This is a genomic window from Cytobacillus solani (assembly GCF_001420595.1).
Classification (GTDB): Bacteria; Bacillota; Bacilli; order Bacillales; family Cytobacillaceae; genus Cytobacillus; species Cytobacillus solani.
This window is the reverse complement of record NZ_LJIX01000006.1, coordinates 93,581-106,625: the sequence shown is the minus strand read 5'-3', so window position 1 is coordinate 106,625 and position 13,045 is coordinate 93,581. Positions and strand designations below refer to the sequence as shown.

At 38.9% G+C, this 13,045-nt stretch carries 10 protein-coding genes; 1 reads left to right on the top strand and 9 read right to left on the bottom strand.

Features of this window, described 5'->3' with window-relative positions; genetic code table 11:
• Position 1: 1 nt before the first annotated feature.
• The 4 genes from hutI to AN957_RS02295 all read right to left on the bottom strand — a co-directional run bounded on the left by hutI (position 2) and on the right by AN957_RS02295 (position 6,142).
• Positions 2-1,261: an imidazolonepropionase gene (gene hutI / locus AN957_RS02310; RefSeq protein ID WP_056682005.1), complete on the bottom strand. Its 1,260-nt coding sequence runs from the start codon at positions 1,259-1,261 to the stop codon at positions 2-4.
• A 2-nt stretch (positions 1,262-1,263) separates the two neighbouring features.
• A complete protein-coding gene (gene hutU, locus AN957_RS02305) occupies positions 1,264-2,937 on the bottom strand; it encodes a urocanate hydratase (protein WP_056682002.1) in 1,674 nt (557 codons plus the stop codon).
• Positions 2,938-3,183: 246 nt separating this feature from the next.
• On the bottom strand, positions 3,184-4,659 hold the full coding sequence (locus AN957_RS02300) for a response regulator transcription factor (protein WP_056681999.1): 1,476 nt from the start codon (positions 4,657-4,659) through the stop codon (positions 3,184-3,186).
• 208 nt (positions 4,660-4,867) lie between these two features.
• A complete protein-coding gene (locus tag AN957_RS02295; protein WP_053477920.1) occupies positions 4,868-6,142 on the bottom strand; it encodes a murein hydrolase activator EnvC family protein in 1,275 nt (424 codons plus the stop codon).
• A gap of 315 nt (positions 6,143-6,457) precedes the next feature.
• Between AN957_RS02295 and AN957_RS02290 the strand changes: the two genes are divergently transcribed.
• Positions 6,458-7,132 (top strand): nuclease-related domain-containing protein, encoded by a 675-nt coding sequence (locus AN957_RS02290; protein ID WP_231690151.1) that lies wholly within the window; start codon positions 6,458-6,460, stop codon positions 7,130-7,132.
• A 715-nt stretch (positions 7,133-7,847) separates the two neighbouring features.
• Here AN957_RS02290 and AN957_RS02280 read toward each other — a convergent pair.
• The 5 genes from AN957_RS02280 to AN957_RS02260 all read right to left on the bottom strand — a co-directional run bounded on the left by AN957_RS02280 (position 7,848) and on the right by AN957_RS02260 (position 12,964).
• Entirely contained in the window at positions 7,848-8,159 is a 312-nt protein-coding gene (locus AN957_RS02280; protein ID WP_053477922.1) for a hypothetical protein, read from the bottom strand.
• 29 nt (positions 8,160-8,188) lie between these two features.
• A complete protein-coding gene (gene cuyB / locus AN957_RS02275; protein WP_053477923.1) occupies positions 8,189-8,905 on the bottom strand; it encodes a cysteate racemase in 717 nt (238 codons plus the stop codon).
• A gap of 39 nt (positions 8,906-8,944) precedes the next feature.
• Complete coding sequence (locus AN957_RS02270; protein WP_053477924.1) at positions 8,945-10,453, bottom strand: Mur ligase family protein; 1,509 nt, start codon at positions 10,451-10,453, stop codon at positions 8,945-8,947.
• Between the two features lie 27 nt (positions 10,454-10,480).
• Positions 10,481-11,653, bottom strand: a complete 1,173-nt coding sequence (locus AN957_RS02265; RefSeq protein WP_379998211.1) for a carboxylate--amine ligase — start codon at positions 11,651-11,653, stop codon at positions 10,481-10,483.
• A 399-nt stretch (positions 11,654-12,052) separates the two neighbouring features.
• Positions 12,053-12,964, bottom strand: a complete 912-nt coding sequence (locus AN957_RS02260) for a DUF4003 family protein (protein WP_053477926.1) — start codon at positions 12,962-12,964, stop codon at positions 12,053-12,055.
• Between the last annotated feature and the right edge of the window lie 81 nt (positions 12,965-13,045).

Here is a 13,045-nt window from a genome sequence, read left to right as displayed (position 1 = left end):
ATTATCCCACCACCTGAACGCCTTTTTTCCAAACCTTTTTGACATGATTAACTCCGAATAAGTATTGTAATTCCTGATAATTCTTTACGTTCCATAAAACGATGTCCGCTTGTTTTCCAGTCTCAAGTGAACCTACCAGGTCCTGACGGTTGATGGCACAGGCAGCATTATATGTTGCCGCTGTCAGCGCCTCTGCAGGAGTTAGTCTCATCGATATACATGCTAAATTCATCACAAGCGGCATCGATGTTGTTGGCGAAGACCCTGGATTACAGTCTGTTGAAATAGCTACTGCCACACCCCCATCAACCATTTTCCTGCCTGCTGCTGCCCCTTCACGCAAATAGAGGGCTGTTGCCGGAAGCAGACAGGCAATTGTTCCCGCTTCCGCCATTGCTTTGATTCCTTCATCCGATGCTTTTAACAAATGCTCAGCTGAAATCGCTCCAACCTTTGCAGCAAGTTCTGCCCCGCCGTATGGCTCAATTTCATCCGCATGGATTTTTGGTGTCAATCCGAGCTTTTTCCCTGCTTCTAAAATTCGCTCCGACTGCTCAGGCGTATACACACCCATTTCACAAAAAACATCGTTAAATTCCGCTAATTTTTCTTCAGCAACAACTGGAAGCATGTCATTAATAATATGGTCAACAAATGCATCTTCTTTTCCTTTAAATTCAGGAGGTACCGCGTGCGCACCCATAAAGGTTGGAACGAGATCAATCGTATGTGCTTCCTGCAATCGCTTCATCATCCGCAATTGCTTAAGTTCTGTCTCAAGGTTCATACCATAACCGCTTTTCCCTTCAACTGTCGTAACACCATGCTGAAGAAAAGAATCAAGCCTTCGGGATGTCTGCTCAAATAACTCCTTCTCTGTTGCTTCACGTGTCATGCGGGTTGTAGCATGAATTCCACCGCCGGCATTCATAATTTCCATATAGGTTGCACCTTCAAGACGCATTTCAAATTCACGCTCACGGCTTCCGCCATAAACAACATGTGTATGAGGATCAACCAAACCAGGAGTAACTAAATGTCCTGCTGCATCAACAATTTCTGCTTCTTGAGCCCTTGCAGAATAACGTTCATTTAAATCCTGTGTAGTACCAACAGCTTGAATCTTTCCGTCCTCCAGCCATAAGCTGCCATCCTCGATAAGCCCTAACTCAGACATCGCTTCTTTTGAACGCGGACCATTGCTGTTTGAGGCAAGTGTAGCAAGCTGCGATATATGTTTAATCCAAATTGGTTTCTTCATTTTTACTCATTTCCTTTATTGAGCATTGGGATGTTAACCCCTTTTTCTTGAGCTGTTTCTTTCGCCAAATCATAGCCTGCATCAACATGACGGACAATCCCCATTCCTGGATCTGTAGTTAATACACGCTCAAGACGTGCTTCCGCTTCCTTTGTTCCGTCAGCAACAATAACCATTCCTGCATGCATGGAGTAACCCATTCCCACACCGCCGCCGTGATGCACAGATACCCATGTTGCTCCGCCAACTGCATTAATCATCGCATTCAATATCGGCCAGTCTGCAACAACATCAGAACCATCCTTCATAGCTTCTGTTTCTCTGTTTGGAGAAGCTACTGAGCCAGAATCGAGGTGGTCACGACCAATGACGATTGGTGCTTTCAATTCTCCGCTTGCCACCATATCATTAATGATTTTTCCAAAGCGTGCCCGCTCCCCATAACCAAGCCAGCAAATACGAGAAGGCAGTCCCTGGAATTCAATTTTTTCTTGCGCCATACGAATCCAATTGCATAAATGCTCATTATCGCTAAATTCACGCAAAATGACTTCGTCCGTTTTATAAATATCCATTGGGTCACCTGAAAGTGCTACCCAGCGGAAAGGTCCTTTTCCTTCACAAAATTGCGGGCGAATATACGCAGGCACAAATCCAGGGAATGCAAATGCATTTTCTACCCCTTCATCCTTTGCAACCTGACGGATATTGTTGCCATAGTCAAATGTAACTGCACCTTTTTCCATCATTTCAAGCATGGCTTCAACATGTTTTGCCATAGCAGCTTTTGAAAGCTTCACATATTCTTCCGCATGACTCTTCCGCAGCTCTGCCGCTTCTTCAAGAGACATTTTTGAAGGGACATATCCATTCAGCGGATCATGTGCAGATGTTTGGTCTGTTAGTACATCTGGAATGAAATTTCGTGCAATCATTTCAGGCAGAATATCTGAGGCATTTCCGATAAGACCGATAGATAGAGCCTTACCAGATAGTTTTGCTTCCTGTGCAAGACGAATCGCTTCATCAAGGGAGTCTGTTTTCACATCTGTATAGCGTGTTTCAATTCGGCGATCAATGCGAGTTTCATCCACATCAATACCAATACAAACTCCGCCATTCATCGTAACAGCAAGCGGCTGAGCTCCACCCATCCCGCCAAGTCCAGCTGTAAGCGTGATTGTATGTTTAAGTGTACCATTGAAATGCTGCTTAGCTAGTTCCGCGAATGTTTCATATGTTCCTTGCACAATTCCTTGTGAGCCAATATAAATCCAACTGCCTGCTGTCATTTGCCCGTACATCATCAAACCTTTTTTATCAAGCTCATGGAATGTCTCCCAATTTGCATAGGCAGGGACAATATTCGAATTCGCGAGCAGAACACGTGGGGCATCCGCATGTGATTTAAAAATCGCCACTGGTTTTCCGGATTGAACAAGCAGCGTTTCATCATTTTCCAACTCTTTCAATGATTTCACAATTGCATCAAAGCAATCCCAATTACGTGCCGCCTTTCCAATTCCTCCATAAACAACAAGATCCTCTGGACGCTCTGCCACATCCGGGTCCAAATTGTTCATTAACATCCGAAGTGCTGCTTCCTGTAGCCACCCCTTCGTATTCAAAACTGTTCCACGGTAACGCACAACCTTATCATTCGAAATCGCTTTCATTTCTAAATCCCTCCATTTCTATATTTTTATTTTATAATGAAATTTCGGATAATTTATTATAAATTAAGGATATTTTTATAATCTATTGCTTAACAATTTATTAAAATGACTATTATTATAAATTGATTCATTCTATTTTAATTTTAGGTGAGTTAGTATCCATGGATGGAGGATAGGAATAACATCCGTTTTTTCTTGGCTACTTATTTTCCATATTTTTGAGGAAAAGGGCAGCATGAGGCTTTTTCACCTCTTAACCCCAGTCCGAAAAGCCAAAGGGGTACTGCCTACATACTGTTTAAATTTTGCATTGAAATACGTTTGATGAGCATAGCCGATTAATCGTGCTACTTCATCTAATGAAATATCTGTTTCCTGCAGCAATCGCTTTGCTTCACGAATTCTTACTTGATGAAGATGCGTGCGGAAGGTTTGTCCTGATTCAGCCGAAAAGCGCCTGCTAAGCGTACTTTTGTTCATGCGCAGCCCTTCCGCACATGCCGCTAAATTCCATCCAGCATCCCAATAATTCGATTCAATCATTTCCTGTACTCTCTCCACTAGTGTCCGGGGACCGTCTTGTATTTGCTCCTGAACCTGAAGAAGCAATCTCTGGATAAATGTTAGAAACTCTTGAACAATTTGATAAATAACAGATTGATGAACAATTTGCTTAAAAACCTCATGATAACTCGCTTCAAGTAATATACTTTGTAGATTATATGCTTTCATATGTCTGCGGATTTGTGCGAGTACACTCGTTAATCGGATTCGAACCAATTCTGGGTCTGGATAAGGACGGTCATAAGTTAGAAATTCGAGCTCAACCCACTCTCTTATTGCCTTTATATTCCTTGTTTCAAGCATCTCAATCCATTGACGCTGCTCAAGTGGCGTAAGAAAGGGATCCATTTCTAAAGGAGCTAGTTGCTTATTTTCTTCCAAAATAATATCATAGCCCTCAAAAAAGACTCTTTTTGTTAATTGCCTCGTTTGCTGATACGTTTTCTTTAATGATCCTCTTGAAGAATCTATGTTAATAACAATTGCAAGCGGTTCATCCATTCGCTCTTTCCACCTTGATAGGAAAGAATGATAAACTTCCCTAATCGATTCTATTTTTTCATTCTCCTGAACACATAAAATAAAATCAGATAATGCAAAAAGCTTATGCTTACCTGGAAAGGAATAACGCTGTAGGGCATCATAGACAAACGGCAGTGTCTCAGGGTTCGGTGTCAAAAAGGCAACCATTGTTATCGGATAAGATCTGTTCTTATCTAACAAAAATAAATCTGGATAATCAATTGTGTAGGTATCTACTTTATCTCCGGTCTGATTTGAGAAGAAATTATGGTCATTTCTTGTTTGATAACGGATTTGCTGAATTTGTTTTTTCAAATCATCAGGTGATATCGGACGGAATAAAACATCTTCTGCACGAAAACGGAGTGCACGATAGGCAGTTTGAAAAATCCGCTCAGAGGATAGACCTAACCAGCGAATTTTATACCGTTGAAGCAGCTCACAGAATCCTTCACTGCTCTTCATCCAACCGTCCATATCCAAAATGACAAGGTCTGGTCGTTCATTTTGCACTGCTCTTGAAAACTCCTCCAGCGAATCCCATACCGTCAACTGAATACCAGGCAAATGTGATTCAATCATCCACCGAATCCCTTGAGCCTCTAACGTATCTTTTGCCATCACATGAATATTCAAATGTATCTCACCTCTAAAGATCAGCATAACTAATCAAACGTTTGATTAATAGATATATTCTGATTTCTTCTTAATCAAACGTTTGATTAAGGGGTATGTTCGCATTTTTTACTAATCAATCGTTTGATTAAGAAGCATAGTCGCAGTAAATAGAATACTAAATTAGAAAAAAAGCACTACACCTATTGGTGAGTGCCTTTTCAATTGCTTAATAGTTTACATATCTTAGAGGGTTAACAGAATTTGATCTGCTTCCATTCCAAGGTCCATGATGGATCTCAAAGTGTAAATGCGGTCCAGTTGAATTACCTGTATTCCCCATATACCCTAACAGCTGACCTTTTTCAACACTTTGTCCATTGGATACAGAAAGGGATTCCATATGACCATAGACAGTTGTCATGACTTGTCCATCAATTACATGTGTAATCATGACGACATTTCCGTAGCTGCGATCAAAATTCGCTTTGATTACCGTTCCCGATGCTGAAGCAACAATTGGAACTGCTTCTGTTCGGCCGCCTTTACCAATATCGATCCCTGAATGCAATCTGCCCCATCTTTGTCCATAATGCGATGTAAGCCTACCTGTTGCTGGGTTCATAAATGCTCCATTGGTAATTGCCGGAGGAGCGCCCACACTGTTGTTTCCATTATTATTAGCCTGTTTTTTTCTTTGTTCCTCTAGTTCACGCTGTTTCTTCTTCCAAGCTGCAATTTCACGTTCCATTGCCTTTTCCTGTGCAGCAAGTATAGCTGCTTCATCTTCAAACTCTAAAAGTTCTTCATGCATATGTTGTTCTTCTTGTTCTAATTCTTTATATAGTTTGTTTCTTTCAGCTTTTTGAATCTCAAGCTTCTTCTTCATTCCTTCAAGATCGGCCAATTTTTTATTAAGTTCTTCTAATTGTTTCTGTGCTTCTGCTTCTTTTTTATCAAGCAACGCCTTATCTTCTTGGTGCATGCGAAGTAAATCACGGTCTGCTTCCATGAATGAAGTTACCGCACTTACACGATTAATAAAGTCGCTAAAGCTTTGCGCACCTAATAATACGTCTATGTAGTTAATGACTCCACCATTTTCTTGAATGGAACGAATACGTTCCTTTAATAGTTCGTCTCTCTTTTTTATCTGTTCCTTTAGAACGGCAATCTCTTGTTGGAGTTTCTTAATTTCCTCTTTTGCATCTGCAATCTGAGCTTCTTTTTCTTTAATTTTATTCTCCGTGTCCGCAATTGTAAGTTCTAATTTATCTAGCTCTTTCTGAACTGCTGACTTTTCTTCTCCTATTTGCACTAAGTCATCTTTCTTTTGATTAATCTCTGATTGAACATTTGAACGTTTTTCTTGTATATCCTTCTTTTTTTCCTCTAGCTGCTTATTTGATACTGCATAAGCAGTGCTTGACATAGGCATTAGTAAACTGCCGCTGCCTATTATGATTCCTATTCCTAGAGCGAGAAATTTTCTTTTCAATTTCATCCATGTCTCCTCTCTATTACTTTAAAATTATCTATGTACTTTAAGATTCTATTACTATAGAAAAGTAATCCTCATTTGTCTAGTTATGGCGAAATTTCACAGGTAATTTATGAGGTAGAATGTAAAATGTTGTATATTATTTTGGGAAAATGAGTCATATTTTGTTGTATATTCACATCTTTTATATTATAGCATTGCCATTTATAAATTTAATCCCTAAAATTATTACATTTATATTTCAGTAGATTCCATCACTTGTAAAAATAAGTAATATTTCATAGAATGATTGTAAATCTTGATTAGAGGATGGTGCCTATGGTTATTAAACCTCGTAGTGAATCAAAGGAATTAAAGCTTTATCGAATGTTGAATATGCGCATGGATTTATCAGTTGAAGAAGTGCAGTATTATGGGAGCCTTGAAAAAGGTTTTGAGGGCGAAATTCAGTTTGATGCGTGGCTTGAAAGTTTGCCAGAATCAGAGAATCGGCTGATCCTGAATGATTTATTGCTTGAATGCAATCATACTACTTTTCAAATAGATTCGCTGCTGCTAGTTGACGAGACTCTCTATGTTTTCGAGGTTAAAAATTATGAAGGAGATTTTTATATCGATGAAAATGGAAGATGGCTTACTTTATCAAAGAAGGAAATAAAGAACCCCTTACTCCAATTGGAACGAAGTGAATCATTACTCAGGCAATTGCTTCAAAACCATGGAATTAAAACACATATAGAACCCTATGTAATCTTCATTAACCCCAACTTTCAACTCTATCAAGCTCCCCTCGGTCAACCCATTATATTTCCCACTCAGTTGAAACGATTTTCGAAAAAGTTACCTGTTAAACCAGCAAACAGAAAAGGCATACAAATTGCCGAAAAGTTACTATCTATTCATTTAAAAGAATCACCATTCAAAAGACTGCCTAAATATACTTATGAGCAGTTAAAAAAAGGGAATCATCTGTCAGTCCTGTCATTCTTGTGAGTTACAATTTCAAGATCAGATATTAGTATGCACAAAGTGCTCATGTAAGGAAGATGTCAGATCCTCAATTATCCGGAGTGTGGAAGAGTTTATCCTCCTTTTCCCAGATAGGAAAGTAACTACAAATGCTATCTTTGATTGGTGCAAAGGAATTAAATCTAAGAAAGTTATACGAAAAATTCTATCAGAGAACTTTACATGCATTGGTTATGGTAAATCTTCATATTATGTAGATTAATTAATTTTATGTGCCCTCTTTTTCTATTTATTTCCACATGTGAGCGCCATCCTCTTTTTATGCGACCTCTTTTTACACTTATAACCATTAATGAACTCTATTCTCTTTTTACGTGACCTCTTTTTACATTTATAACCATTAATGAGCTCTATTCTCTTTTTACGTGACCTCCTTTTACATTTATAACCATTAACGAGCTCCATTCTCTTTTTACGCGACCCCTTTTTACATTTATATCCATTAATGAGTTCTATCTTCTTTTTACTCGACCGTTTTTTCATTTATATCCATAAATAAGCTCTATTCTCTTTTTACGTGACCTCCTTTTACATTTATATCCATAAATAAGCTCTATTCTCTTTTTACTCGACCACTTTTTACATTTTTAACCATAAATAAGTTCCATCTTCTATTCATGCATCTTATTCCCCCAAATAAACAAGCCGCCCAGTATCCACCGAGCGGCTTGTTTCCAATTTATTTACCTTTATCAACCTTCATCGTTCGTCTAAGGACTTCTATTTCCTGTTTTAGCCTCAAGTTCTCTTGTTGGATTGCTGTGATTTCATCCTGATTGTCTTTCTTGGTTGGGGGCAGAAGTGTTACCTTGTACCAGTTTTTTCCGTCTAAAGTTTCCTTTTGGAAACTTTTATTAAAAATAGCTTTAGGGTAGGTCTTTTTAATATATTCAGTTTCTTCATTAGATAAGCGTAATTCCCTAATGTGTACGCCATCTCCAAATGACTCTGACAAAAACTCCTCGAATCTCTCGACTTCATTCAGTTTCAAAAGATACCCCTCCCTCAAAATTACCTCAATCAGTTTTTCTCTTTTTTCACAATCCCGCCGGAATACTCAATCGATCTCTCGACTAGTATATCCATTGCATCCACACAGTAAGGTGTCACTTCATCATTTAATTTCAAACATGACAGCTCCGTGCAGGCTAGGATGACACAGCTGCAGCCTTCATTATGAATCAAGTCCGTTATAATTTGTTCGATTACATTCACATCGATGTCTAAATCACTTTTCACATTATAAATTGTATTCATAATTTGGTCTTGATAGACCTTGTTCGGCTTATACAACTGCATATTGTAGGCATTACAGCCTTTTTCATATATGCCGCTGCTTACTGTACCATTCGTTGCTAAGATGCCCACCTTGCTTTGATCTCCGTATGATTGATGAATTGCTTTACAAGTCTCATCAATCATATGAATAATATTGACCCCGGTCATTTCCTGCATCTTATCATAGAAATAATGTGAAGTATTACATGGAATCGCAATATTTGCTACACCAGCACTCTCAAGCAGTTTTATATCTTTTTCAACCGCATGTAAAAAAGTATCTTCCTCTTTATTCAAAATCACACTTGTTCGATCGGGCAATGTAGCATGATTAAGAATAATCATATTAATATGATCTTGATCAGCACCAGCAACTGTATTTTCAATGACCTTTTCAAAAAAAACAGATGTGGCCATCGGTCCCATTCCGCCGATTACACCTAAGCTCTTCTTTCCCATTATTCAACCTTCTCAATTAACAATTTTTAGATCTACGCTCTATTCAAGTATTTCAATACGAAGTTCATTTTTTTCCCGCAGCAATTGCAAAGCAATCTCAGCTCCGTGGTCCATTCCTTGACAGCCAGCTAGAAGGACAAGATCTCCTTCTTCCGCCTTAGCCAATGCACGGGCAATCGCATCTGGTAATTCGTCATATAAATCAACCTGGATACGTGCTTCGCCCATCACCTCTTCAAAGACGCGCTGTTCCTCATCTGTCACCTTATCCTTAGCTGTTACATGAGAGACACTCTTCGTAGCAATGATCTCATACAAACCAAGCTTCGAAGCCCATTCAACAATCGCTTCCGCATTTTCCCGGTTAACTGTTGGTCCGCGCTCCCCACGAATGGCATATACTATATGAAGCTTTTTGTAATCCATATACTTTAACGTTTGCAGCGTTACATTGATATTTCCTGTATTAGCAAAATGATCATCAATAATCTTTATATCTTCTTCATAAATAAATTCAAAACGTCTTTCTACACCAGCAAAATTTTTCAACGTATGCTGGATCGTTGAGACAGCCACACCGGAAAGCAATGCTACCGTAATCGCAACCATTGAATTGTACACTGAATGAAGACCAGGAACAGACAACTCGATATCAAATTCTCCAGGGATGTATTCAGCCCCATTCGCTTTAAATGCCTTCAAAATTTCAACTGTAAATTTAGCTCTTCCCGTTGTTAAATCTAAGTTTTTACAATGGATATGCCCTTCTGTACTGTTCACACCAAAGGTAATTACTCGTGCATTTGTTTTATTAACAAGTGATGCGGAATAAGGGTCATCCAGATTTAAAACGGCCATGCTTCTTTCGCTCGCATTTCGAATGAGACTGGATTTCGCTTCAAAATACTGTTCAAAGGAACCGTGTGAATCGATATGTTCACGGCTGACATTGTTTAATGTAACAATATCATAATCAACTGTCTCTACTCGATGAGTCTCTAAAGCAGCTGACGATACCTCCATACAAACATGCGAAACATCTTTCTCAACCATTTGATTTAGGTAATTTTGTAAATCCAATGATTCTGGTGTTGTTAGCTCCGCAGGGATTGACATATCATCAATTTTGATTGAAACAGTTCCAATTAATCCTGTTTTAAAGCCTTCATTTTCAAGAATGGCATTGATCATATAAGATGTGGTTGTTTTCCCATTTGTCGCTGTTACACCAATCATCTTCATTTTTTTCGAAGGATGATCATAGAAGGCATCCCCTAATTGGGCGAGAGCAATTCTGCTGTTTTGCACAACAAATTGCGGGATATCGAATGCCTCTTGCACTTCTTCCACCACCGCAGCTACTGCTCCATTGGCTACTGCCTGTGCAAGGTATTTATGTCCATCTGTTTTATATCCGCGAACACAAACGAAAAGATGTCCATTGGAAACCTTTTGTGAATGGTAAGAAACACCGCTAATCCTCATATCCTTGTCATTATAAACACGCTCAACCGTTATCGAACGTAGAAGTTCCTCTAACTGCATCATTTACTACCTCTTTTCTGCATCTATCGATTATTTTCTTTTGAGCATCTTCCCAGCCGTTTTCCTGAAAAAGATCATTCCAGGCTTCGGATCTTGCCAATCCCAGATGGCATAAGCTTTTTTCTTGAAAAGCGATTTAAAAACTTCGCCTTTTGTCAATTGACCCGTTCGAATATAACCCTTTATCGCTAACATATCCTCATAAGCGTACCAAAATACACGATTTTTATCTTCTTTCACTGCTTTTGGTGGAAGTGGAGAACCTGTTAATTCGCGGTAGGTAATATAAGGAAAATTAACACCAACCTTATACAACAGATTGTTTAGGTTTGTAATTCTCGCATTAATTTCGATTAAATAATACTTCCCTGTATCCGCGTCTTTCTTAAACTCAATTTCAGCAAATCCTTTAAACCCAATTTCCTCTAAAAATTTTGCTCCGATTTCATAAAGCTCAGGAACATATTTTTGCTCTGTATAGACAGAGGCACCAAAATTGATTGGATATTGACGATGCTTTTGACAGGTTACCCAGTGGGTTACCTTTGAATCTTGGTTTAAATACGCATCAAATGTGTACATATGATCATCGAAACCAGGAATAATCCGCTGAACAATAACTTCTAAGCCTGCTTTTTCTGCTTTTGCTAAAGCTTCTTCCAATTCCTCTTTATTATGAACCTTAAATATCTTTCTCCTAAAAGTGGCTACAAAGGTAGGGGAATCCGTCGGCTTCACAATACAAGGATATTTAATGATCGTATCGATTTTCTCAAAAAAGTTCTCTTCATTCACTCGAACCGTTTCTGGTACTAGCATTCCTTTTTCCATTGCTAGTGCATGAAGGGCTTCCTTATTCATAACTTGCGAATACAAGCCTTTCTTCGTTTGAGGAATTAGATAGCTTTCTTTCAGTTCATCTAAGTACTCATCGATTACTTCTACATATGAATCATGACAAGGGATAAGAACTGGCTTTTCATTTTCCTTGCTCGCATATTCCTTTAAAAATTGCACGAAAGCTTTTGTTTCTTTTTTATAATGAGGAGCAATCAGCTGCTCCGAACAATACTTCGATTCTGCCCCGTATGTATCAGCTCCAGCATAATCCACTGCAACTGTATGTATTCCATTCACACCCAAACATCGGATGGTACTCAAACCTATATAATAATTACACCCTAAAATAACTGCTTTATTCAACTTATTCATCTCCTCGAATATCTATTATAACGACATTCATCAATATATAGATATTGACACAGAAATACGTAACCATGCAAGAGATAATACGGAATTTCGAACAAATAGCACAGGTATTTTATGGTTTGAAATACAATCTTCACATGTTAGAAAATTGACTACATTTTCGCTCAATTTAAATAAAAGCGGAAGCGCCTTGATCATCGCCGTACAAACTGGAAGGGCTCTTCCTTTCGATAAAGGCAACACGGTGAGCGTGAGCGAACCTATGTTGACGCAATCGTTGCGGAGGAGACCTGAAGTTTGATAGGCGATAGGATGCTTGCGCTAGACAATTCTCTAACTAAAAAGTTATAGTTTCGTATCTTTCAAAAAGAGCACACCCATTATGGATGTGCCCTAACTTCCTGAAGAGGCGGCCGCAGTAGCCGCAGCAGTCACAGCTGCAGCCGATGCCTGCTGTGCTTGAATCATCGCATGAATCGCTGTTGTCAGTCCAGCAGACGCATCAATGTAATCCTGTGATACAAAGGTTGCGGCTACCGTAATAGCCATCTCCTTATACCATTTAAATTCCTTCATTTCTGCTAGTTTGACAGCAAGGCTTGCTGCTTCCTTAATTTTCCCTGTAAGAGCAATGACACCAAGAGCAGGATAATGAACTTCCTTCACCTTTAGACCGCGACGGATAAGTTCCTCTTTTGTATAGATGACGTCTCTCACTAATTCGTGCTGAAAGTCTCCACACATCACAAGCATATTAGCCAAGAATTGCAGATTGTTTCCCTTCCATAGTCCCTTTTCGTTCAGCCCTCGGTAATAACGCTCGGAAATCTCAATTAGTTCTTTTACCCTTCCATCCCTTTTGGCTATAATCACAGCCGCCGGGTAATCATCATAAGAAGTAAGGAAACGGTGATGCTTTTTCATTTCTTCATATATCGCACTGATCCGGCTTGCATCCATTTCTTCATCTAATAAATATGCAGCAATATATGTGAACGCAGATGAACGCATATTTGCCTTTCGTAATATTTGATAATTATGATGTAAGCGGCTAATTTCCACTTCTGGATGGCTATCCTTTGCCATAATTAGACCAGTCATTGGAAAATATATCCCTCTTAGCGGCGAAAACATAGATGTACTGCTTTTCACAAGATCAGAGACTTTAATAAAAGCATGTCCATCAATTTTTTGTCCTTTTGCAGCAAATTGAGCAGCTGTCATAAGTACAAGCCGGCGATCCATCCAATTTCCTGCTGCTCGACGCAGTACTTCCACATTCTCTACAAGTAATTTTTTCTCCAATATCCATCACTCCGATCCTTCTCTATTATTTTCATTTACGAAAAATCAGAAAAAAAGTTCCCATATTTTGAATCTTTCTGT

Bases quoted from the DNA above. Each gene is read 5' to 3' on its own strand.
- hutI (WP_056682005.1), bottom strand. From the start codon at position 1,261: ATGAAGAAACCAATTTGGATTAAACATATATCGCAGCTTGCTACACTT.
- AN957_RS02295 (WP_053477920.1), bottom strand. From the start codon at position 6,142: ATGAAATTGAAAAGAAAATTTCTCGCTCTAGGAATAGGAATCATAATA.
- cuyB (WP_053477923.1), bottom strand. From the start codon at position 8,905: ATGGGAAAGAAGAGCTTAGGTGTAATCGGCGGAATGGGACCGATGGCC.
- hutU (WP_056682002.1), bottom strand. From the start codon at position 2,937: ATGAAAGCGATTTCGAATGATAAGGTTGTGCGTTACCGTGGAACAGTT.
- AN957_RS02270 (WP_053477924.1), bottom strand. From the start codon at position 10,453: ATGATGCAGTTAGAGGAACTTCTACGTTCGATAACGGTTGAGCGTGTT.
- AN957_RS02290 (WP_231690151.1), top strand. From the start codon at position 6,458: ATGGTTATTAAACCTCGTAGTGAATCAAAGGAATTAAAGCTTTATCGA.